17 protein-coding genes are annotated in these 22,445 nt (G+C 65.5%); 1 reads left to right on the forward strand and 16 read right to left on the reverse strand.

Translation table 11 applies throughout. The features are described from left to right. Positions 1-52: 52 nt before the first annotated feature. The 16 genes from V7Q53_RS09995 to V7Q53_RS10070 all read right to left on the reverse strand — a co-directional run bounded on the left by V7Q53_RS09995 (position 53) and on the right by V7Q53_RS10070 (position 20,241). Complete coding sequence (locus V7Q53_RS09995) at positions 53-1,990, reverse strand: acetyl/propionyl/methylcrotonyl-CoA carboxylase subunit alpha (protein WP_333828396.1); 1,938 nt, start codon at positions 1,988-1,990, stop codon at positions 53-55. A gap of 91 nt (positions 1,991-2,081) precedes the next feature. Then, positions 2,082-3,686, reverse strand: a complete 1,605-nt coding sequence (locus tag V7Q53_RS10000) for a carboxyl transferase domain-containing protein (RefSeq protein WP_333828397.1) — start codon at positions 3,684-3,686, stop codon at positions 2,082-2,084. 34 nt (positions 3,687-3,720) lie between these two features. Beyond that, positions 3,721-4,215 carry a lysozyme inhibitor LprI family protein gene (locus tag V7Q53_RS10005; protein WP_333828398.1) on the reverse strand — a complete coding sequence of 165 codons (495 nt, stop codon included), beginning with the start codon at positions 4,213-4,215 and terminating at the stop codon, positions 3,721-3,723. A 1-nt stretch (position 4,216) separates the two neighbouring features. Further along, a complete protein-coding gene (locus V7Q53_RS10010) occupies positions 4,217-5,380 on the reverse strand; it encodes an isovaleryl-CoA dehydrogenase (protein WP_333828399.1) in 1,164 nt (387 codons plus the stop codon). 98 nt (positions 5,381-5,478) lie between these two features. Then, positions 5,479-6,837: a cytochrome P450 gene (locus V7Q53_RS10015; RefSeq protein WP_442954427.1), complete on the reverse strand. Its 1,359-nt coding sequence runs from the start codon at positions 6,835-6,837 to the stop codon at positions 5,479-5,481. Positions 6,838-6,845: 8 nt separating this feature from the next. Then, on the reverse strand, positions 6,846-8,063 hold the full coding sequence (locus V7Q53_RS10020) for a lipase family protein (RefSeq protein WP_333828401.1): 1,218 nt from the start codon (positions 8,061-8,063) through the stop codon (positions 6,846-6,848). Between the two features lie 161 nt (positions 8,064-8,224). Next, entirely contained in the window at positions 8,225-8,980 is a 756-nt protein-coding gene (locus V7Q53_RS10025) for a cytochrome c biogenesis CcdA family protein (RefSeq protein WP_333828402.1), read from the reverse strand. A 133-nt stretch (positions 8,981-9,113) separates the two neighbouring features. Beyond that, positions 9,114-12,197, reverse strand: a complete 3,084-nt coding sequence (locus tag V7Q53_RS10030) for a ribonuclease E/G (protein WP_333828403.1) — start codon at positions 12,195-12,197, stop codon at positions 9,114-9,116. A 492-nt stretch (positions 12,198-12,689) separates the two neighbouring features. Beyond that, positions 12,690-14,036: a sigma-54-dependent transcriptional regulator gene (locus V7Q53_RS10035; RefSeq protein WP_442954428.1), complete on the reverse strand. Its 1,347-nt coding sequence runs from the start codon at positions 14,034-14,036 to the stop codon at positions 12,690-12,692. Between the two features lie 99 nt (positions 14,037-14,135). Continuing rightward, entirely contained in the window at positions 14,136-15,851 is a 1,716-nt protein-coding gene (locus tag V7Q53_RS10040) for a sensor histidine kinase (RefSeq protein WP_333828442.1), read from the reverse strand. Positions 15,852-16,082: 231 nt separating this feature from the next. Further along, entirely contained in the window at positions 16,083-16,751 is a 669-nt protein-coding gene (gene purQ / locus V7Q53_RS10045) for a phosphoribosylformylglycinamidine synthase subunit PurQ (RefSeq protein ID WP_333828405.1), read from the reverse strand. 132 nt (positions 16,752-16,883) lie between these two features. Beyond that, on the reverse strand, positions 16,884-17,936 hold the full coding sequence (locus V7Q53_RS10050; RefSeq protein WP_442954426.1) for a permease: 1,053 nt from the start codon (positions 17,934-17,936) through the stop codon (positions 16,884-16,886). A 99-nt stretch (positions 17,937-18,035) separates the two neighbouring features. Beyond that, positions 18,036-18,374 (reverse strand): ArsR/SmtB family transcription factor, encoded by a 339-nt coding sequence (locus V7Q53_RS10055; protein ID WP_333828407.1) that lies wholly within the window; start codon positions 18,372-18,374, stop codon positions 18,036-18,038. Positions 18,375-18,420: 46 nt separating this feature from the next. After that, the gene (locus tag V7Q53_RS10060; protein ID WP_333828408.1) at positions 18,421-19,080 is read right to left on the reverse strand and encodes a glutathione S-transferase family protein; all 660 of its coding nucleotides are present in this window, start codon (positions 19,078-19,080) and stop codon (positions 18,421-18,423) included. Positions 19,081-19,164: 84 nt separating this feature from the next. Then, positions 19,165-19,605: a GNAT family N-acetyltransferase gene (locus V7Q53_RS10065; RefSeq protein ID WP_333828409.1), complete on the reverse strand. Its 441-nt coding sequence runs from the start codon at positions 19,603-19,605 to the stop codon at positions 19,165-19,167. A gap of 6 nt (positions 19,606-19,611) precedes the next feature. Continuing rightward, entirely contained in the window at positions 19,612-20,241 is a 630-nt protein-coding gene (locus tag V7Q53_RS10070) for a LysE family translocator (protein WP_333828410.1), read from the reverse strand. 292 nt (positions 20,242-20,533) lie between these two features. Between V7Q53_RS10070 and V7Q53_RS10075 the strand changes: the two genes are divergently transcribed. Further along, positions 20,534-22,207, forward strand: a complete 1,674-nt coding sequence (locus V7Q53_RS10075; RefSeq protein ID WP_333828411.1) for a tyrosine-type recombinase/integrase — start codon at positions 20,534-20,536, stop codon at positions 22,205-22,207. Positions 22,208-22,445 lie beyond the last annotated feature (238 nt).

Below are 22,445 nucleotides of genomic sequence, written 5' to 3' on the forward strand. Positions count from 1 at the left end.
CCGCAGGCCAGAGGGGGGCAGCGCCCCCCTGCCCGGCACCGACAGGCGCGCCTCAGTCTGCGAGCTCTTCCAGCACAATCAGCGCCGCCCCGGCCTCGACCTGCGCGCCCGCCGTCACCAGCACCTCGGCCACCATCCCGTCGCGGCCCGCAACCAGCGTATGCTCCATCTTCATCGCCTCCAGCACCGCCAGCCGCGCGCCCTTTGCCACCGCCTCGCCCGGCGTCACAAAAACCGCTTTCACCAACCCCGGCATCGGCGCCAGCACCACGCCCGCCGCCGCCCCGGCAGCGGCTTCCACCGCCAGCGGATCGACCAGTGAAAAATGCACCGTCTGCGCGCCAAAGACCGACACCTTGCCACCAGCGCAGTGCGTCTCCGCTGCGCATTTCGCGCCGTCAATCCACCACGCCCGGCCCCGCCACTCGGCGCGCATTTCCCGTGCGCCAAGGCGGATGCCCCAGGCCCCGTCCGCCAGCCGCGCAAGCGTGCAATCATGCAGCACATCGCCCTCCGCCAGCAGCACCCGCTGCCAGAGCGGCTGCCACAGCGCAAACCCCGCCAGCGGCGCCTGCGTATCGCCGCGCGTGGCCAGTGCGGCCAGCGCCACCGCTTCCGGCGGGGTCTGCGCCACAGCGGTCAGCGTGTCGATATCGCGCCCAATCAACCCGGTATCAACATCCCCCGCCGCAAAACCCGCATGCCGCGTCAGCGCCGCCAGAAAATCACGGTTGGTGACCGAGCCTGCGATCTGTGCGCCCTCCAGTGCCGCGCGCAGCCGCGCCAGCGCCACCGCGCGCGTCGGGCCATGGGTGATCAGCTTGGCGATCATCGGGTCATACCACGGGCTGATCGCATCGCCGGGGCGGATGCCGCTGTCGATGCGCACATCGGCGGGGAAGTGCAGATGCTCCAGCGTGCCGGTGGCGGGCAGGAAGCCTGCGGGCACGTCTTCGGCATAGAGCCGGGCCTCGAACGCATGGCCACGGATCGCCAGATCCTGCTGGCGGGCCGGCAATGCCTCCCCTGCGGCAACGCGGAGCTGCCATTCGACCAGATCGACGCCGGTAATCGCCTCGGTCACCGGGTGTTCGACCTGCAACCTTGTGTTCATCTCCATGAACCAGAAGCCATCGCTGCGCAGCCCGCGCGACCCGTCCACGATGAATTCCACCGTGCCCGCGCCCTTGTAGCCGATCGCCTCGGCCGCGCGCACCGCCGCCTGCCCCATGGCCGCGCGCATGGCATCGGTCATGCCCGGCGCTGGCGCTTCCTCGATCACTTTCTGGTGGCGGCGCTGCAAGGAGCAGTCGCGCTCAAAGAGATGCACAGCGCTGGTGCCGTCGCCAAAGACCTGAATTTCGATATGGCGGGGTTTCTCGATGTATTTCTCGATCAGCACATTGTCATTGCCGAAAGCCGTCGCCGCCTCGCTCCGCGCGCTTTCCAGCGCTTCATGGAAATCCTGCGGGCGCTCTACCCGGCGCATCCCCTTGCCGCCACCGCCCGCCACCGCCTTGATCAGGACCGGATAGCCGATGGTATCAGCCGCCCCGGCCAGATGCTCCGCATCCTGATTGGCGCCGTGATAGCCGGGCACCACGGGCACACCGGCCTCCTGCATCAGGGCCTTCGCGGCATCCTTCAGCCCCATCGCCCGGATCGCCTGCGCCGAAGGGCCGATGAAGGTGAGGCCTGCGGCCTCCACCGCGTCAACGAAATCCGGGTTCTCGCTGAGGAAGCCATAGCCCGGATGGATCGCCTGCGCGCCGCTGGTCTTTGCGGCCTGAATGATCGCATCACCGCGCAGATAGCTGTCACGCGGCGCCGGGCCGCCGATATGCACGGCGCTGTCGGCGAGCGCGACATGCAGCGCGCCGGCGTCGGCGTCAGAATAGACGGCCACGGTGCGGATGCCCATGGCGCGCGCCGTGCGGATGACGCGGCAGGCGATTTCGCCGCGATTGGCGATCAGGATGGTGTGGAACATCGCGCGGCACCCCTTTTTGGGCCGGGTTGGGGGGCGCTGCCCCCCGCGCCTGCGGCGCTCCCCCCGGGATATTTATGGACAGAAAATGGCATCACATCCGGAAGACGCCAAAACGGGTTTCCCCGATGGGGGCGTTCAGGGCGGCGGAGAGGGAGAGGGAGAGCACGTCACGGGTGCGTCTTGGGTCGATGATGCCATCGTCCCAGAGGCGCGCGGCGGCGTAGAGCGGGTGCGACTGGCGCTCGAACATCTCGATCGTGGGGCGTTTGAATTCGGCCTCATCCTCGGCCGACCATTCCCCGCCCGCGCGCTCGATCCCGTCGCGTTTGACGGAAGCGAGCACCCCGGCGGCCTGTTCACCGCCCATGACCGAGATGCGGGCGTTGGGCCATGTCCAGAGGAAGCGCGGCTGGTAGGCGCGCCCGGCCATGCCATAGTTGCCCGCACCAAAGCTGCCGCCCACCAGCATCGTGATCTTGGGAACCGAGGTGCTGGCAACAGCGGTCACCATCTTGGCGCCGTGCCGGGCGATACCTTCGTTTTCATATTTGCGCCCGACCATGAAGCCGGTGATATTCTGCAGGAAAACCAGCGGGATGCGACGCTGGCTGCACAGTTCGATGAAATGCGCGCCCTTTACGGCGGCTTCCGAGAACAGCACGCCGTTATTGGCGACAATCCCCACCGGGCAGCCCATGACATGGGCAAAGCCGGTGACCAGCGTTTCGCCGAAGCGCGGTTTGAACTCGTCAAAGCGCGAGCCATCGACCACGCGGGCGATTATTTCGCGGATGTCATAGGGCGTGCGCAGATCGGCGGGCACGGCACCGAGGATTTCATCGGGGTCATAGGCGGGTTCTTCCGGCGATTGCCACTGAACGGTGTCAGGCTTGCGCCGGTTCAGATGGCTGACCGCGCGCCGGGCCAGCGCCAGCGCATGGGCGTCATCCTCCGCCAGATAGTCTGCCACGCCGGAAAGCCGGGTGTGCACATCGCCGCCGCCCAGATCTTCGGCGGTGACAACCTCGCCGGTCGCGGCTTTCACCAGCGGCGGGCCGGCCAGAAAGATCGTGCCCTGCCCGCGCACGATGATCGTCACATCCGACATGGCGGGCACATAGGCCCCGCCCGCCGTGCAGGACCCCATCACCACGGCGATCTGGGGGATGCCCTTCGCGCTCATCTGCGCCTGATTGTAGAAGATGCGGCCAAAGTGGTCGCGGTCCGGAAACACCTCATCCTGCTGCGGCAGGTTGGCGCCGCCGCTGTCGACCAGATAGACACAGGGCAGATGGTTCTCGGCGGCGATCTCCTGCGCGCGCAGATGCTTTTTCACCGTCATCGGGTAATAGGTGCCGCCCTTCACGGTGGCATCGTTGCAGACCACCATCACCTCATGGCCCTGCACCCGCCCGATTCCAGCGATCATGCCCGCACCCGGCGCCGCGCCGTCATACATGCCATGCGCGGCGGTGGCGCCGATTTCCAGAAAGGGTGAGCCGGGGTCGAGCAGGTTCGCCACCCGCTCACGCGGCAGCAGCTTGCCGCGTGACAGATGGCGGGCGCGGGCCTTCTCGCCCCCCCCGCCGGCAGAGAGCGCGGCAGCCTCGGCCACCTGCGCCAGCGCCGCCAGATGCGCCTCGCGGTTGGTTCGGAACGTGTCAGAGCCGGTGAGAATGGCGGAGGTCAGTTTCATGCGTCTGGTCCTTTTCGCAGGGGCAAGCATGGCCCTAGCCCTCGGCGAGATATGAGCGCAGGGTCAGCGCCTGTTCGCCGGTCAGGCGCATCAGGCAGCCGATATAGGCGCCCGAGGCCCCGGTGCCGCCCCACCATTGCAGCTCTTCATAGCGGCAGGAAGCATCGCGGTAGGCTATCCAGGCGCGCTGCATGTCGCGAAGCGCCTCCACATCGGAGGGGCGCGGCGGCAGACCTTCGATCGGCGCCTCGGCGTCGATCTCCTGCGCACGGGCGCGCAAGTCGCCGTAGGCGGCGTTCAGTTGCCCGTCCCAGTATTCGCGCTCGGCGTCCAGGCAACCGGCCATCCCCGGCGTGGAATAGCCGCCCGCGTTTTCTTCCATGCAGGCATTCGCGGCCACGCCGATACAGTCGCGCCAGCCCCCTTGTTCAAGGCAGCTTTCCACCGCGCGCGGTGAAAATTTCAGACCCTCGGCGGCCACCGGAAAAGCAAGGGCAGCAAGCCCCAAAGCCAACAAAACGCGCATCATGTCACCCCATTGCCGCCATAAGCTCACGCCCGACCAGCATGCGCCGGATCTCGCTGGTGCCCGCGCCGATCTCCATCAGCTTGGCATCGCGGAACAGGCGGCTCACAGTGCTGTCGTTCATGAAACCGGCCCCGCCCATGGCCTGAACCGCCTGATGGGCCTGCTTCATCGCCTCCTCGGATGCATAGAGCACGCAGGCCGCCGCATCCTGGCGCGTCACCGTGCCACGATCACACGCGCGCGCCACCTCATAGATATAGGCGCGGGCGGAGTTCATGGCGGTATACATATCGGCGATCTTGCCCTGCATGAGCTGGAAATTGCCAATCGGCTGGCCGAACTGCTTGCGCTCGGCCAGATAGGGCATCACCTCATCCAGACAGGCGGCCATGATGCCGGTGCCGATGCCGGACAGCACCACGCGCTCATAATCGAGGCCCGACATGAGCACGCGCACCCCGCGCCCCTCTTCGCCCAGAACATTTTCGAACGGCACCTCGACATCCTTGAACACCAGCTCAGCCGTGTTCGAGCCGCGCATGCCCAGCTTGTCGAAATGCACGCTGGTCGAAAACCCGGCCATGCTTTTCTCGATCAGGAACGCGGTGATGCCGCGGGAGCCCGCCTCGGGGTCGGTCTTGGCATAGACCACCAGTACATCGGCATCGGGGCCATTGGTGATCCAGTACTTGGTGCCGTTGAGCACATAGCGGTCGTTCTTTTTCTCGGCGCGCAGTGACATGCTGACCACGTCAGACCCCGCCCCGGCCTCGGACATGGCCAGAGCGCCGACATGCTCGCCGGAGACCAGCCGGGGCAGATACTGCTCTTTCTGGGCCGGGTTGCCGTTGAGCCTGATCTGGTTCACGCAAAGGTTGGAATGGGCGCCATAGGACAGGCTGACCGAGGCCGAGGCGCGCGCGATCTCTTCCACCGCGATGGTATGGGCCAGATAGCCCATCGCCGTGCCGCCGTATTCTTCCTCAACAGTCATGCCCAGAAGGCCCAGGTCGCCCATCTCACGCCAGAGCGCATGCGGGAAAATGTTGGAGCGGTCGATTTCGGCAGCCTGCCGTTTCACCCGCTCCTGCGCCCAGCGGTGCACCATATCGCGCAGCGCGTTGATATCCTCGCCCAGATCGAAGCGCATGGAAGCGGTGAACATCGGTCTCCCCTCCGGTAATTGAACACCCGTTCAAATAGCTACTGCCGCAGCTGAGTCGCGTCAAATGAAAAAACCGCCTGGGGCGCCAAGTGGGGGCCTCAGGCGGGGGTGCGCGGGGCGATGTCCAGCCAGATGCCGTCACGCGCCCGCACGGTCAGAAAGGCGACCGGCACGGGCAGGCGCCCCTCCACCGGGGTGAAGGTGAAGCGCTGCGCCAGCATCGCCAGTATCAGCGGCCCCTCGACCATGGCAAAGCCCGCCCCGGTGCAGGCGCGCGGCCCCGACGAGAAGGGGATGAACCCTTCACGCGCGCTGGCGCGGCCCTCGGGCGTTTGCCAACGCGCGGGGCAGAAGGCGTCAGGATCCTGCCAGAGGTCTTTATGCCGGCCCAGATGCCAGGGGCTGACGACAATCTGCGCGCCGGGCTTCACAGCGCGGCCCCGGAAGCACTCCGGCTGTGCCGCCTCGCGCACCAGCATCGGCAGCGGCGGGTAAAGCCTGAGCGCCTCGCGGAACACATCGCGCGCCAGCCGCAACCGGCTGACGGCGCTGAAATCCGGCGCCGCGCCCAGCACCGCATCGGCCTCAGCCGCCAGACGCGCCTGCAACGCCGGGTCCAGCGCGATCAGATACAATGTCCAGGCGAGGGCCGAGGCGCTGGTCTCATGCCCGGCGAGAAAGAAGGTGGCGACCTGATCGACCATCTCTTTCGTGTTAAAGCGCTGGCCGGTCAGCGGATCGGCGGTGGTCATGATCTTGGTCGCCAGATCATCCGGCGCGGTGCCCGCTGCTATCTCGGCGGCGCGGCGCTCGGTCATGGCGGTAATCAGCGCGCGGATCCGGCGCGCGGTTTTCAGGGTAGAGCGGCGGTGAAAACGGGGAAACCAGCGCGGCAGGGGCAGGAAACCGGCAAGGTTCAGCAGGGGCTGCGTGGCCTGATGGGCGCGGAAGGCGTGAAAAACCGCGCTGGCCTCCGTCGTGCCGATCGGCAGAGAAAAGAGCGCACGGAAGATGACATCGGCGGCGGCGTGGCTCATCCGTTCCTCAACCTCGATCCGCCCGCCCTGCCCCAGCCGCTCAACGGCGGCGCGGGCGGCAGCCAGAATCGCCGGAAAACTGTAACGCAGGCGCCCGCCCTCAAACGCCGGGTCGATGATGCGGCGCTGGCGTTCCCAGTCAGCGCCGTTGCTGACAAAGACCGAACGGCCCATCACCGGCTCCAACCCCGCGCGCATCCGCCCGGATTTGGGGAAATCCTGCGGGCGCTCGTTGATGACCAGTTTCCAGAGCGCAGGTTCGTTGACGAGGTAAGAGGTGAAGAACGGCGTGCGGAACTCCGCCATCTTGGCCCGGTAGAGGCGCGCGGGATTGGCCGAAAGCACATCGCGCCGGAACAGCTTGATATACCCCCAGACCGACACCTTTTCGGCGCGCGCGGGCGGTTTTGGGGGCAGAATACGCCCGCTCATCGCGGCGCCATCGAGGTATGGGGCGAAAGCGGGCGGGCATCGCGGCTGGGCGAAGGTTTGCGGCCCTGATAGCGCGCCGCCAGCGTGCGGGGGCCCGCGGTGATCTGGAAGTAGTCATAATCACGCGGGGCATCGAAAGCCGACAGATACTGGATATGCAGCCGCATGAAACGCCGCCGCAGCCGCTTCCAGGTCTCAGGTTTCAGGCTCTGGCTGAAGGCGGCCGAAATCACCAGCGGCCAGCGCTGGTCTGGGGGCGCAACCCCGCTGACCGCCACCGGGTCTGACAGGCCGAAACAGGCGCCGTCACCGGGGGCGGAAACATCCAGCCAGAAAAGGTCATGGTGCGCCGCCAATGCACGCAGATCGCTGCGCAGGCGGTCCGCGCGGGGCAGGAAGCTTTGCATCGGAATGGCCTGCCCCAGTGTCAGCAGGGCCAGCGGCGGCGCGCCGGGGGGCAGGCCCGCGCGCAGCACATCGGCCGTGGCCGAGACCGCCAGCGCCGCGCCCGAGGAATGCCCGACGATCAGCACCTCGTCCCAGTCCTGCGTCAATGCCTCGCGGATCTGGGCCACGAACCCGGCCAGCCGTTCTTCCAGCGCAGGCGGGTTGGCACCGTAATGGCGCGCGGTATGGGCAAAGTCATAGAGCAGGTAATAGGCATAAAGCCGGTTGTCGATCTTTTGCGCCAGCGCCAGCACACCGTAAGCCATGGCAAGCCCCGCCAGCACCGCCAGCGCCGCGCTGCCACTCAGCAGCAGGGCCAGCCAGCCAGCCCCCCAGCCCAGCAGCACCGCCAGCAGCGCCTGCACCATCAGCACCGCCACCGGATAGAGCCCCGACAGCATCGGCCCCGGTCTGAGCCGGACCATCGCCACCAGCGCGCCGGTTGACCAGAAAATCCACAGGGTGCGCAGCATCAGCCAGTAGGCCGTAAGCACGCCACCGCGCATGCTTTCCTGCACCAGATCGGCCCAGACCAGAACGGTCACCTGCGCATGGGTTTCCTCGCCGCCGATTGATGTATCGACGCGCCAGCCATAGCCCGCCTCGCCTGAAAGCGGCGCCAGCGCCAGCCTGTAGCCCGAGATTTCCGCCTGTCTCACACCCTCGCGGCGATACAGCTCGCGGTAACGGCGCGGGGGGAAAGGATCAAAACCGGGGACATAGAACACCCGTCGCCGCCGCACCCGCCCTGCCTGATCCACTGTCATCGCACAACACCCTTATCTGCCATGAGCTTAGGGCGGATACGCGCGCAAGGGAACACCCCGCGCTCAGCTGGCGGGGAAGAAGAAGGGGGCTTTGCCCCCTCTGGCCTGCGGCCATTCACCCCCAGCGTATTTGTGGCAAGATGAACGGGCGGCGCAGCGTTTCAGCCCAGACGCTCGAACATCGGGAAGGTTTCCAGAAGCCAGAACGAGAAGGAGGCCATGGCGCCGGTGATCAGTGCCACGCCGACCACCACCAGAAGCACCCCCATCGCCTTTTCGATCGTGCCCAGCCAGGGCTTCAGCCGCGCCATCAGCGCCATTGAGCGGGTGATGAAGATCGCTGCCAGCAGAAAGGGCAGCCCCAGCCCCAGCGCATAGACCGCCATCAGCCCGGTGCCGCGCGCCACGGTCTCTTCGGTCGCCGCAAGCGTGATGATCATGCCAAGGATCGGCCCGATGCAGGGTGTCCAGCCAAAGGCAAAGGCCAGCCCCAGCACATAGGCGCCAAAGGCGGAGCCGCCCCTGTCGCCCGCGTCAATGCGCGCCTCGCGCATCAGCAGCGGGATGCGGAACAGGCCCAGAAAATGCAGCCCAAAAATGATCACCACCACCCCCGCGATCTGGGCGAATAGCTCCCGGTATTCAAGGAAAAGCCGCCCAAGGCTGGAGGCGGTGAAGCCAAGGAACAGGAAAACCGTGCTCAGCCCCATGACGAAGAACAGCGCGGGCAGCACGGCCCTGTTGCGGCCGGTTTCGCCCCCGGCGGTCAGTTCGCGCATCGAGATGCCCGACATATAGGCCAGATAGGGCGGCACGATGGGCAGCACGCAGGGGCTGAGAAATGACAACACCCCCGCCAGCAGCGCCACAGCGAGCGCGGGCAGAAGGGCGGCGTCGAAGAGGTCGATCCCGAACATGGCGGAACTCCGGTGGGTTTGGTTCCTGTTAGCCGGGTCCGGGGCAAAGGTCACGCGGGCGCTTTGTCACAACCCTGGCACTGCGGCTGCCCGCCCGCAAGCAAAGGCCCCGCCGGAGCGGGGCCTGAGCGTGTCAGCGACCGAGCGACCACCAGCCGCGGCGGCGTGGCTTGTCCGGGTCGGTGCCGGGGTCGTCAGCGGAGTCGGTGGCAGACTGCTCCCCGACGGCAGGCTCGGTGCGCCCGGTGTCTTGCGCGCTGTCCTCCGCGCTGTCAGAGGCCTCCGGTTCCTGTGCCACAGCGGGCTCGACCGGGACATCGGCGGGCACGTCGCCGGTGCTGTCGGCCTGCGGTGCCGGGCCGTCGGCTTCGGTCAGCGGCTCAGCCAGCGGCGCGGTGGCTCCGGCGGGTGCGGAACCTGGCAGAGCCACTTGCGGCTCCGGCTCCGGTTGCGGCGCTTCTGGTGCAGCCTCGGACGCGGCATCAGAGGCCGGGCTTGGGGCCGGACTGGTAGCCGCAAGCGGGGCTTCCGTCTGCACATCGGCAGCCGGAGCTGCGCTTTTGCGGCTGCGGCGGCGCTTGGGTGCGGGCGCGGCTTCGGCTTCCGCCGGGGCTGCTGACACCGTCTCCGCCGGGGCGGCGGCTTCGGCGCTGCTTGCGTCGGCCTCGTCGGCTTTGGCCGGTTTGCGGCGTGTCCGGCGTTTGCGCGCGGGTTTTTCCCCGGCCTCTTCGCCAGTGCCTTCCGCGGCACCTTCCACGACAACCCCGGCGACCGGCGCCGCATCAGCGCTCACCGCGTCAGAAGCGGCAACCGCAGCGACGGGCGCTTCGCTGGCCTGCGTGGGGGCCTGCGTGGGGGCAGCCTGCACAGCGGGTGCAGCATCGCCCTCGGAAGCCGGGCCATCGTCCTCCTCATCGGAAGACATCGCGCCCTGCTCATCCGAACCATTCTCGGCCCCGCCGCGACGGCGGCGACGGCGGCGGCGCTTCTTGCGCCCGCCCTCGCCGTTATCCCCGGCATCGGCGCTGGCAGGCGCCGCAGCGCCGGCCTCCGGCCCGGCGTCAGCCTCGGTTTCGGGGGCGGCGATGGCTTCGACTTCATCCTCCTCCTCCTCACCGAATTCATCGTCGATATCGGACATGGTCTGCGCATTGAACGAGACCACGGCCACCGGCGCAGGTGCGACAATCCGCGTCGCGGTCTTGAATTTCTCGATGGAGAAATCAGGGCTGATCAGTGTCGGATCCGCCTCAAGCCGGATCGCCATGCCATAGCGCAGCTCGATCTGGGCGAGATGCTCGCGCTTGGCGTTGAACAGGTAGTTCACGATGCCGATGGGCGCCTTGACCAGCACCTCGCGCGAACGGTTGCGCGTGCCCTCTTCCTCAAGCGCGCGCAGGATGGTCAGCGCGAGTGAGTTATCCGAACGGATCAGGCCGGTGCCGTGGCAATGCGGGCAAGGCTGGGTCGTGGCCTCCAGCATGCCGGGCCGCAGACGCTGGCGCGACATTTCCAGCAGGCCAAAGCCCGAGATGCGGCCCACCTGGATGCGGGCGCGGTCGTTCTTGAGCTTGTCCTTGAGGCGTTTTTCGACGGCGGCGTTGTTCTTGCGCTCTTCCATGTCGATGAAATCGATCACGATCAGGCCCGCAAGGTCACGCAGCCGCAACTGGCGCGCAATCTCTTCCGCCGCTTCAAGATTTGTCTTGAGCGCGGTTTCCTCGATCGACCCTTCGCGGGTGGACTTACCCGAGTTGATGTCGATCGCCACCAATGCCTCGGTGATACCGATGACGATATAGCCGCCGGATTTCAGCTGCACCGTGGGGTTGAACATGGCACCCAGATAGCTTTCGACCTGAAAGCGCGCGAAGAGAGGCATCTGGTCGACATAAAGCTTCACGTTGCGGGCATGGGACGGCATGATCATTTTCATGAAGTCCTTGGCCACGCGGAAGCCATTCTCGCCCTCGACCAGAACCTCGTCAATCTCCCGCGAATAGAGATCGCGGATCGAGCGTTTGATGAGGTCACCCTCTTCATAGATCGGGGCGGGGGCAATGGATTTCAGCGTCAGCTCGCGGATCTGCTCCCACAGGCGCGACAGATATTCATAGTCGCGCCGGATTTCGGCCTTGGTGCGGTTGGCACCGGCGGTACGGATGATCAGCCCGGCGCCATCGGGCACCTCGATCTCCTGCGCGATTTCCTTGAGCTTCTTGCGGTCAGCGGCCTGGGTGATCTTGCGGCTGATGCCACCACCGCGCGCGGTGTTGGGCATGAGAACGCAGTAGCGGCCCGCGAGCGACAGATAGGTGGTGAGTGCGGCGCCCTTGTTGCCACGCTCTTCCTTGACCACCTGCACCAGCATGATCTGGCGGACCTTGACCACTTCCTGAATCTTGTAGCGGCGGGCGCGGGAGCGGCGTGCCGGGCGCACCTCGTCCGAGACATCCTCATCGGCGACCGATTCGATCTGGTCATCGAGTTCGGTGGCATGGTCGGCGGCGCGGTAGGGTTCGGGCTCATCCGGCGTGTCGCTGTTGCGGCCTTCATCTGCGGTGCCCGCGTCATCGGCATTGCCGGTGTCCTGCGCGGCGCCACGGCCACGGCCACGGCGGCGACCACGGCTACGCGGGGCCGTGCCGGTTTCGTCGCTGGCCGGTGTCGTATCGGTGGAGGCGGTGTCGTCAGCCCCCTCGCCCAGATCGACAATATCCATCCCGGCGATTTCGCGGGTGACGATGGCATCGGGGTTGTCAGCGGGTGCGGCAATGGTCCGGGGGCCTTCACCGTCATCTGATGCGGCGCTTTCGCCGTTCAGCGTGTCATCGCTGGTATCCTTGCGACCCTCGGAGCGGCCCTCGTTGCGCGGGGCGTTGCGGCTGCGACGCCCGCGCCCGTTGCTCTCTTCATCCTGAGCTTCGGCATAGGCGCGCTCTTCTTCGAGAAGCGCCTTACGATCGGCCATCGGGATCTGATAGTAATCCGGGTGGATTTCGGCAAAGGCCAGAAAACCGTGCCGGTTGCCGCCGTAATCGACAAAGGCCGCCTGCAACGAGGGTTCGACCCGCGTTACCTTGGCCAGGTAGATGTTCCCCGCAAGCTGGCGCTTGTGGATGGTCTCGAAATCGAATTCCTCAACCTTGTTGCCGTCGACCACAACCACGCGGGTTTCTTCCGCGTGGGTGGCATCGATAAGAAGTTTCTTTCCCATTGTGTCTCGCTAAACCGGCAAGGCGGCCGCTGCCGGGCATATTATGCCCGGGCGGCCGTGTTGCAGGATATGTGTTGATTGCTTGACCAAGGCGCGCAACCGACCGGAAGAGACGTTGTCGCGCCCCGTTCAGCGCCGGTGAAGGCGCTGATTTTCCTTGCCGATGTGATGCGCAGCCTGGCATCGCGGTTGTTGCTCCGATGCCCGAAGGCACCCATTCATGGCCCGTCCGGCAAACACCTGAACCGGGCTATTCCATGGCCCGGAACCGGGCCTATCCCGCCCTGCACCCTGCAAAAAGCGGTGCGGGCTGTGAATTCGTCGCGGTGCAAACCGAACAGGCGGCATCCGTCCCCCAAAGCATAGGGGGTTTGTGACATCAACTGCAATGGGAAAATTGCGCTGCGGCAAAACCGCCCGGAAAACAGGCATCTACAGCGCATCCGGGCGCCTGAGCGCCCGGAAAAGCGGCCCAAAGGCGCGCCGATGCCATCAGACGTAATCGCCCCGGCTGAGGCCGTACTTGGCCATCTTCTCGTTGAGGGTGCGGCGCGGCAGGCACAATTCCTCCATCACCGCAGCGATGGAGCCCTTGTGGCGGCGCATGGTGTTGTCGATCAGCGTGCGCTCGAACGCCTCGACATATTCCTTGAGCGGTTTGCCCTCGGTGGTCAGCGCGCCGCCCGCCGTCTCGTTATCGGCCATCACCAGCGAGACCACCGAACCGGCGCTGCGCCGGTTCTGCAGCACCGCCTGTTCGGCAATCGCGATAAGCTGGCGGACATTGCCGGGCCAGGGCGCCTGCAACAGATGCGCGGCATCCTGCGCGGAAAGCTCGGGCGCGGGGCAGCCGTATTCATCGGCGAAATCGGCGGCATAGGATTTGAACAGCGCCAGAATATCCTCGCCGCGCATGCGCAGCGGCGGCAGGGTGATCTTCATCGCCGCCAGCCGGAAATACAGATCGGGGCGCAGCGCATCCTCCAGCGTGCGGCCCAGCGCATGCTCGTTGCAGATCGCCACGATGCGGGTGGCGGCGGGGGTGCCCTGCTCGTTGATGAACGACAAAAGCCGCCCCTGCATTGCCGGGCTCAGCGCCTCGACATCCTCAAGGCACAGGGTGCCGCCGCGCGCTTCCTCGACCAGCGGCAGGCCACCGGCCTCAACCGGGCCGAACAGCCGCGCCGCAAGGCGCTCATCGTCTTCGCCAAGGCAGGAGACCGGGACAAAGCGCCGGCCGGCGCGCGGCCCCACCGCATGAAGCGCATGCGCCACCAGCGTCTTGCCGGTGCCGGTTTCGCCGTCGATCAGCACATGGCCGTCGGACTGGCCGTAATCCAGAATATCCTCGCGCAGGCGCACCATCTCAGGCGCGTTGCCGACAAGGCGGCGCATCAGCGTCTTGCCATCGGCCAGCTCGTGGCGCAGCGCGCGGTTTTCCAGCGCCAGCGCGCGCGCCTTGACGGCATGGCGCGCAAGGTCGGTCATCTTTTCAGGGTCGAACGGCTTTTCAAGGAAATCAAACGCGCCCAGCCGCATAGCCTCGACGGCCATGGGCACATCGCCATGGCCGGTGATCAGAATCACCGGCAGGCTGGCATCCATCCCCATCAGCCGCTTGAGCAGCGCCATGCCATCCATACCCGGCATGCGGATATCGGTGATCACGGCGCCGGGAAAGTCAGGGCTGAGCTTGCGCAACGCCTCTTCGGCGCTGGCAAAGGTCTCGGGTTGAAAACCCGAGAGGGACAGCCACTGGCTGATTGACTGGCGCATGTCCTGTTCATCGTCGATTACGACGATGCGCGCCGCATGGCGATGGGTTTCACTGTCGCTCATCGTCGCCTCGGCATTTGCGTTGTTCATCGGTCCATTCCGTTGAGTGAGTATTCCATAAAGAGCGCCCGTTGGCTATCCGTCCGGCTGTCTGGTGGCCTGTCAGCCCACCGCGCCTTCGGCCTCGCTCAGAAGCGGCAAGACAATCTCGAATGCCGCGCCCCCCTCGGGTATGTTGCGCGCGGTCAGCCGCCCGCCATGATCGGCAACGATGCCCGATGAGATGGCAAGGCCGAGCCCCACCCCCTCACCCGGCTGTTTCGACGTATAGAAGGGCTCAAAGACCTGATCGATGTCAGAGATCCCCGGGCCGTTGTCGCGCACCGTCAGGCTGACCGTTTCACCCTGTGAGAGGATCAGGTCAATCTGGGGCGCGTTGATCTGGTTGGTCGCATCCACGGCATTGCGCATCAGGTTGATGATCACCTGTTCCAGCCGCAGGCGGTCACCCAGCACCAGAACCGGCTCGTTGGGCAGGGTGCGCAGCACCAGCACCCGGCGCTCGCGCAGGCGCGGTTCCATCATGGTCAGCGCTTCGGCGATGCAGTCGCGCAGATCAAGGGGCGCAAAGGCATCGCCGCCCTTGCGCGCATAGGATTTCAGTTGCCGGGTAATCGCACCCATCCGGTCAATCAGGTCATCAATGCGCTGGAACGACACCAGCGCTTCTTCGGCGCGCCGCCGGTTCAGGAGCAACCGCGCGCCCGCCAGATAGGTCTTCATCGCGGCCAGTGGCTGGTTCAGCTCATGGCTGACAGCCGCCGACATCTCGCCCAGAACGGCAAGCTTGGACGATTGCGCCAGCGTCTGCTCGGCCACGGTCAACTCCTCCTGCGCTTTCTGCCGCGCCGCTATCTCCCGTTGTAAACGCAGGTTGAGCTTGCGAAGTTCCACGGATTCCTGCTCAAACAGCGCCGATTGTGACCAGGCGCGCCGGGAAAACAGATAAAACAGCAGTGCCAGCAGCAGCGCATAGCCCATGATCACGATTGCAAGAACACCGTTCACCTGCTCGCGCACCCCGTCAAACCGGGTGTAGGAGATCAGCTTCCAGCCCCGGTGACGCACCCGCGTTTCAGAGCGCAGCACACCGACATTCGACACAAAGGTATCCGGGCCGCGCCCTGCCCAGTCCGCCGTCGCGCGCAGGGCCCGCAGGATGGCCGAGGGCGCATCGCGCAGAGCCAGCGCCTCTTCCTCGGTCCGGCCACGCCAGCGCGGCTCGGTCGCAAGGATGATGCGCCCTTCGCTGTCAGCCAGTGCCACGGCATCGGTAAAGCCTGACCACGCACGCTCGAACTTGCCCAGATCCACCTCGACCGTAACCACCCCCAGCAGCAGACCGCCCACCCGCAGCGCGCGCGCAAAGCCAAAGCCGTAGCCGCCGCTGTCGCGCTCGCGCACGGCAAAGATGGTGTCATTGGTGCGCCGGGCCTCAACGAAATAGGGCTCCGCCACGCGCAGGACACCCAGCCGGTTGCGGTCGGTCGCGCCGACGACGCGGCCCTGGGTATCCAGCAGCTCGATCGACGCGGCGCCGACCTCGTTCTGCACATCCATCAGCACCTGCGAGATGGAGACGTAGTTGGAGCTTTGCAGCGCCTCGCGCAGCGCCGGGTCACGCGCCAGAAGGATCGGCACCACCTGCGTGCGTTGCAGTTCCGATTCGATATTGCCCGCATAGAGCACCAGCCGCAGCTCGGCGCGGTTGCGGGTGTCCACGGTGAAATTCTCGGTCAGCCAGTTGTTGAGCACCCAGACCGACGCCGCCGCCGCCAGAACCAGAATGCCGACAAAGAACTTGCCCCATAGCGGCATGCCGCTGCGCAGACCGGGTTGCGCGGCGATTTCCGGCACCGGCCGGTCGGCCAGCATGCCGGGGCCGGTGGCCGGACCGGCGGGCGCATGCGCCACGCCCCTGGCCGAAGCGCCCGTGGCAGCTGCGCCGCCGGGGTGCTCCGCACCCGTTGTCGAGGACAGATCGGTACTCATGCGCTCAACCTACGCCCGCCCGCCCGGCTGCTCAAGCGGCGCTGGCGCGGGGCGTGATCACGTCAGCGCCAAGGCGCTCATCAGCCCGGCGAACAGCGCGCGCCCGTCGGTGCCGCCATGAACCGGGGTAATCGCGCGTTCCGGATGCGGCATCATGCCCAGCACCCGGCGGTTGGGCGAGAGAATGCCCGCAATGGCATCCATCGAGCCGTTGGGATTGTCGGCATAGCGGAACGCCACCCGGTCTTCGCCCTGAAGCCGCGCCAGCGTTTCGGCATCGGCCTGATAATTGCCATCGTGATGGGCGACGGGAATGGTGATCTGCTGGCCCGGCGCATAGCCACTGGTGAAGGCACTGTCGGTGCTTGCCACCGTCAGCACCAGCGGCTTGCAGACAAACTTCAGCCCGCCGTTGCGCATCAGCGCGCCGGGCAGCAGGCCGGTTTCCACCAACACCTGAAAGCCGTTGCAGATACCCAGAACATGACCGCCACCCTCGGCAAAGCGCACCACGGCTTTCGCAATGGGTGAGCGCGCGGCAATCGCCCCGCAGCGCAGATAATCGCCGAACGAGAACCCGCCGGGCAGGCCCACCACATCGGTGCCCGCAGGCAGCTCGGCGTCCTTGTGCCAGACGCGGGTGACCTGCGCGCCTGCGGCCTCAAAGGCCACGGCAAGATCGCGGTCGCAGTTGGAACCGGGAAAGGTGATGACAGCCGCTTTCATGCGCGCCTCCTGTCTGAATACCGGGTCTGAATACCTGGCGATGCCCTTAGCCTGACCCCATAGCCTGACCGGGCGCGTCTGTGAAGCCGCATTGCGGCGAAAAACGCGCCCGGTGCACCGTCCGAGCGTGCGTCAGAGGGTCTGCCAGAGCTGAAATGCCAGCCCCAGCGTGAAAGCCCCGCCCAGCGACAGCGCAACATAGAGCGCGAAGACCCGTGGCTTGACCAGCGCCCAGACCGCAATCGCCGCCGGGACCGAGGTAACCCCACCCGCGATCAGAAAGGCCATACCTGCCCCCGGCGCCATGCCCTGCCCCATCAGCCCGCCAACCAGCGGCAAGGCCGCATAGCCGTTCAGATAGGCCGGAACACCGACAAGCGTGGCCGTCAGGATCGGCAGCAGGCCCTCGCCGCCCAGCACGGAAGCCACGGTTTCAGCGGGGATGTAGCGCAGCATCAGGCTTTCCAGCAGGAAGGCCAGCACCAGCCATTGCAGCAGGAAGAGCGCGATGGTGAGCGAATCGCGGCGGAATTTCTGCAGCCGCGCGCCGTCCTGCCAGAAGCGCCAGACGACGGGTTTGGGCGCGCGCACCTTCGCACCGCCGCAGCCACCATTGCCCACGCCCGCGCGCAGCGGCTCTGCCAGCCCGCCCGCGCGCACCGTCAGATATACCACCCAGCCGCCGATCAGGCCCAGCGCGATGGCGGCCAGCGTTTTGGCCACGGCAAATTCCAGCCCCAGCACACCGGCCGTCAGCAGAAACATCGACGGGTCCATGATCGGTGAGGCCAGCCAGAAGGCCATGACCGGCGCCAGCGGCACGCCCACCGCCAGAAGCGCCGCGATCAGCGGGATCACCCCGCAGGAGCAGAAGGGCGACAAGGCCCCCGCCAGCGCCCCGAAGAGAATCATCATGGCAGGCGCGCCGGTGAAGGCCCGCGCAATCAGCGCATCGGCCCCCGTGGCCCCCGCCCAGCCCGCAAAGAGGATCGACAGCAGCAGGAACGGCGCGATCGACCCCAGCGCCGAAACCACGAACCCCGCTGAGCGCCCGGCCTGTCCCGCATCAAACAGCGCCAGCACCGCCAGTACCAGCGCCGAGGCCAGCCAGACCCTGCCTCGCCGCCAGAGGCCCGCAAGCACCACGCCTGCCGGTTGCGGGGGTGTTGAAGAAAGCTCCACCATATCCATATCTCCGGTTTTATAGTTTCTTTTCGCCAAAAAAATGCCGCCATCGTCAGCCCCGGGGCCCTTTGTCACCAACCTCTCAGCCCGCGCCCAGCCTCAGCCCGCGCGCGCGCCTGCCTGCTCAGCCACGGGCGCCACACCCATGCAGCATTCCTCACTCAGATAGCCGATCATGCGGCGCATTGCCGCGAAATCGGCACGGTTGATCACCTCGCGCCCACGCTTTTCCTGCACAACCAGCCCGGCCCCGACCAGCGCATTGAGATGATGCGCCAGCGTGGACGGGGCCAGCCCCAGATGCGCGCCGATCTCGCCCACAATCAACCCCTCCTCCCCCGCCCGCACAAGCAGGCGGAAGATCGACAGGCGGGCATCATGCCCCAGCGCGGCAAGCGCTGTCACTGTGGCCGAGAATTGCGGGTCACTCTGTGTCATGGCGCCAATATAACCACATTTCCGGTTTTGTAAAGATGTTTCCCGCTCAGGCCGGTTCCGCGGAGCGCGCCTGCACCATCGCCTGAAACGCCGGGCGCGCCTGACACCGCGCCAGCCAGTCGCTGACCGCTTCAAACGGCGCCAGCGCGGGCGGATGGGGCTGGGCATAACGCAGGCATTCCGCCAGCGCGAGATCGGCCACGGTGAAGCGCCCGCCGACCAGCCAGTCACGACCCTTCAGATGCGCTTCGATCCGCGCAAGCGGGCGGGCGAGCGCGGTGACGGATGCAGCGATCTTGCCCTTGCCACCTTCACTGTCGGCCTCGCCGCGCACATAGGTGAACAGAATATCCAGCGCCGGGGCCTCAACAGCGGTGCCGGCAAGGAAGGCCCATTGCAGCACCTCCCCTTCCTCGGCCAGATCGCGCGGCCCCAGATCGCCGCCGTATTTGCGCGCCAGATACAGGGTCATCGCCAGCGACTCGGTCAATACCAGCCCGTCATCCTCCAGCGCCGGAATCTGTCCCTGCGGGTTGATCGTCAGAAAGGCGGGCGAGGCGGTGTTGAAGGGCGCGTCCGCCGCAGCAGGGTCAGGCAGCCGGTAGGCCTGCATGACCGGCTCATGCGTGAATTCAACCCCGGCCTCGGTCAGCAGCCACCAGGGCCGCGACGCGCGCGACCGCAGACATCCATAAAGCGTGATCATCAGACCCTCCCTCGCCAGTTTGCGCCAAGCTATCGCAGCCACGGGCGGCGGCAAGCGCAAAGATGCGTGGCCGGGCGGAAGCGCTCAATCCGCCTGCCATTGATAGAAATTGTCCAGCGCATCGGCTGACATAAGCCGGAAACCGCAGGACAGGTAAAACGCATTCGCCGCGCTGCCCTTCAGCGCCGTCAGGCGCAGCGGCAGGCCCTGCGCCCCGGCCTGCTCTTTGAGCGCCTCAACCAGCTGCCGCCCGATCCCGCGCCGCTGAAAGGGCGCGGCGATATAGAGGTGGTCAAGATAAAGATGATCCGCCCGCACGCGCAGCACAAGGAACCCGGCGATACTGCTGCCCAGCCGGATGTTCTGCGTATCGGCTGCGGTGAAACTGTCCAGAAAGCGCCGCCGCGCCCGCTCGGGGTCAAACCGCCCGGCGGCTTCAAGGCTGGGCCGCATCGCTTTGAGGCGCAGATCGGCAAGGCTGTCAGCATCCGCCTCGCTTGCGGGATGAAGCGCGGGGCGGGTCATGCCGCCTTACGGCTTCAGCAGCAGCAGGCGGAAACCGGCATAGCCGAAGAATGCAGCAAGCGCCCCCTCAATCCAGCGGCGGGATTTCTGATAGGCCCGGCCCATCACCGCTGTCGAGAAGACCAGCGCATAACCCACATTGACCATCAGCCCCAGAACCGCACAGCCCGCGATGATGGCATGCAGCGTATAGGGCGGCCCGTCCGGTTGCAGACCCAGCGACATGATGGCGAGCCAGCCGAGAACGGCTTTCGGGTTGGACAGATGCAGCAACACCCCCCGGCGATAAAGCGTGGCCTTGCTGGCAAAGGGAATAACCTTCATCTGCGCGGCATCGCTCGCCAGCGCCGCTCTGGCAGATTTCCATGCGAGATAAAGCAGATAAAGACCCCCGGCGATCTTGATGACCAAGAGCGCACCGGCATCGGCGGTCAGAATGGTGGAAATGCCGGTCGCGGCCAGAAATGCCCAGAACATGCTGCCCGTCACCACCCCCAGCGCAAGAGCAATCGCCCGCGCGCGCCCCTGCTTCATGGCAACACCCATGATCGCCATCGTGCTGGGCCCGGGGCTGGCGATCACGATCAGGTAGGCGGCAAACACAAGCAGAAGGTGGTGGGCGTATTCCGGCAGCATGGGCTTTCCTGTCTGGGTCGTGAGTCTGTTCCGGCACACAGCTTACCCGCCATCGCGCCGACAGGAAGGGCTTAATGCGTAAAAAGGGCTTCGCCCTGAAGACCACGGCAAGAATGGCGAGAGCGGCATCTGACGGTAAGGAAATGGTGGGCGATAACGGATTTGATTTGCGCACCAAGGGCCTGAATCCCTTATTTTGTTGATAACATACACTTTTCTCTTGCCTTTCAACCCCAAGAGTCACACACAAAACGGAGAAGAGTCACACCCAAATCACCCACAAAGGCCCCACATGGCGAAGAAAACAGACAAGCGAAGGTCCAAGAACAAAGACTTACCACGATACGTCACCAAGACCGCACGGGGCATCTACCTGTTCAAGAGACGCGTACCCAAGGGGGTCACCGAAAGCATCACCGCGTTGGGACCTGTACCCGCTTTCCTGTCTACAAAGCCCGGCCCTGCCGACATCCGCCCCATCATACCGCCGTCGCGCGTCTGGGAACACTCACTCGGGACCGACCCCGCCGAGATGGCGCGGCGCGCTCGCGAGTTGACCGAATACTATGACTCGATTCTTCCTGTTCCGGCGGACCCTTTGACCCCGGCTGAGTTGAAGGCGATTGCGGACGAAGGGGCGGTGTTGAAAGCCGCCGTCAAGCTGTCAGCAACCGACCCGGCGGATCGCTGGAAGCAAACTGCCACGGTATTAGATGCCGCAAGCGCCCTGCCCCTTGAGCAAGAGCGCGACACGCTGTCCCTGTTCACAGCCCTCGCATACGGGGGCGAAGGTCAGGCTACCAGTCTGAGTGCCCCCGTGCAGGTTTCAATGTCCGGAGAGCTTCTTGTCGGCGCGATCACCCCGGAGTCCGGCGTTGCTGTCACCACCGCGCGGCCTACCGGCGCTGACGGGTTCATGTTCGATGCAATGCGGACGGCGGTGGAGTCGCGGGAAAAAGAAATCGCGCCGAAAGACACAAAGCACCCCCTGCGCCTGTCTCAGCTTCTCGAACCCTATTCCCGCGACCAAGGTCACCGGAAAGGAACGGCGGACGGAATCCGACGTAAGGTGAACCGGTTCAAAAAATTCGCGGGCAACAAGCCCCTGTGGGATTATGACCACGAAACCATCATCCAGTATCGGGACTATCTGCGAACCGGGGATGCAGACAACGCTCCTGTGAAAGAAGCTACAATTAACCAGTACATCGCGGCCCTTCGCATGGTCTGGAACGCCGCCCCCGACCGCTGGAAAGAGTACAGGGATATTCAGTTCCCACGCGTGAAACTTCGCAAGATCAAGGATGATATTCAGAACACGCGATGGAAGAGCTTCACCGACGTGCAGATGAAAGACCTTTGGCGCGAGATGCAGCGCGCATGGGGGCCGGACGCCCAAACACGGCTGACGCCGTCCCGGCGGCAAGCGTTCCTCATGGCAGTTCGAGTAATGTTGTACACGGGATTGCGTCCGGTTGAAGTGTGGCACCTGACCAGTCAGTCAATCGTCGGCGACACGATCCAAATCAAGTACACAAAGACGCACCAGAGGCGCACCCTGCCCCTCTCCAAGCATCTGGCGGACCTACCCGCGTTCCTCGCCGCAGGGGGCTTCCAGCGCGAGCTAGAGGCCGCTGCGGCTGAGACATATAAGGGAGCGCCACGCGGCAAAGCCTCAGCCCCGGAAGCACTCAGCAAAAGCCTGCGAAAGTACTTCGCCGAGGTCCGAACCGCCGCCGGTATCACAGACGAAAAGCAGACCCTATACAGCCTCAAGGATACCATGGTGCGCAAGCTGCAAATGGTCTTCAAAACACAGGGGATTCCGGTGACGTACGACGTCATACGCGACATCATCGGACACCGTACGAAGGGGGCCTTGGCGCACTATCTCACCCTCACGGGTGACACCGACGAAGGGTTAGAGCTAATCCGTAAGGCGCTCGATTCAATCGAGTACTGGTAGAGGCTGGAACAGGGTGCGGTGACGCCCTGTGCTCCGGTGCCGTCCTGTCATCGCCCCTACAGCGTGCACCACTTACCACCGTGCACAAAAAATTTCCGGACTGATTCGCGCTATCAGACCGCCAAGGAATCGACCACGACACCGGCACGGCAAGCCATAAAGGCGCTGTCCCTTGCGCCGATTATTCATCAAAAAATCAGATAGTTACAGGCCCCGTTAGGGGCCTTTTCTGTTGCTC

The organism is Pararhodobacter sp. (assembly GCF_036802785.1).
Taxonomy (GTDB): Bacteria; Pseudomonadota; Alphaproteobacteria; order Rhodobacterales; family Rhodobacteraceae; genus Pararhodobacter.

Bases quoted from the DNA above. Each gene is read 5' to 3' on its own strand.
- V7Q53_RS09995 (WP_333828396.1), bottom strand. From the start codon at position 1,990: ATGTTCCACACCATCCTGATCGCCAATCGCGGCGAAATCGCCTGCCGC.
- V7Q53_RS10000 (WP_333828397.1), bottom strand. From the start codon at position 3,686: ATGAAACTGACCTCCGCCATTCTCACCGGCTCTGACACGTTCCGAACC.
- V7Q53_RS10005 (WP_333828398.1), bottom strand. From the start codon at position 4,215: ATGATGCGCGTTTTGTTGGCTTTGGGGCTTGCTGCCCTTGCTTTTCCG.
- V7Q53_RS10010 (WP_333828399.1), bottom strand. From the start codon at position 5,380: ATGTTCACCGCTTCCATGCGCTTCGATCTGGGCGAGGATATCAACGCG.
- V7Q53_RS10020 (WP_333828401.1), bottom strand. From the start codon at position 8,063: ATGACAGTGGATCAGGCAGGGCGGGTGCGGCGGCGACGGGTGTTCTAT.
- V7Q53_RS10025 (WP_333828402.1), bottom strand. From the start codon at position 8,980: ATGTTCGGGATCGACCTCTTCGACGCCGCCCTTCTGCCCGCGCTCGCT.
- V7Q53_RS10030 (WP_333828403.1), bottom strand. From the start codon at position 12,197: ATGGGAAAGAAACTTCTTATCGATGCCACCCACGCGGAAGAAACCCGC.
- V7Q53_RS10035 (WP_442954428.1), bottom strand. From the start codon at position 14,036: ATGAGCGACAGTGAAACCCATCGCCATGCGGCGCGCATCGTCGTAATC.
- V7Q53_RS10040 (WP_333828442.1), bottom strand. From the start codon at position 15,851: ATGCCGCTATGGGGCAAGTTCTTTGTCGGCATTCTGGTTCTGGCGGCG.
- purQ (WP_333828405.1), bottom strand. From the start codon at position 16,751: ATGAAAGCGGCTGTCATCACCTTTCCCGGTTCCAACTGCGACCGCGAT.
- V7Q53_RS10050 (WP_442954426.1), bottom strand. From the start codon at position 17,936: ATGGTGGAGCTTTCTTCAACACCCCCGCAACCGGCAGGCGTGGTGCTT.
- V7Q53_RS10055 (WP_333828407.1), bottom strand. From the start codon at position 18,374: ATGACACAGAGTGACCCGCAATTCTCGGCCACAGTGACAGCGCTTGCC.
- V7Q53_RS10060 (WP_333828408.1), bottom strand. From the start codon at position 19,080: ATGATCACGCTTTATGGATGTCTGCGGTCGCGCGCGTCGCGGCCCTGG.
- V7Q53_RS10065 (WP_333828409.1), bottom strand. From the start codon at position 19,605: ATGACCCGCCCCGCGCTTCATCCCGCAAGCGAGGCGGATGCTGACAGC.
- V7Q53_RS10070 (WP_333828410.1), bottom strand. From the start codon at position 20,241: ATGCTGCCGGAATACGCCCACCACCTTCTGCTTGTGTTTGCCGCCTAC.
- V7Q53_RS10075 (WP_333828411.1), top strand. From the start codon at position 20,534: ATGGCGAAGAAAACAGACAAGCGAAGGTCCAAGAACAAAGACTTACCA.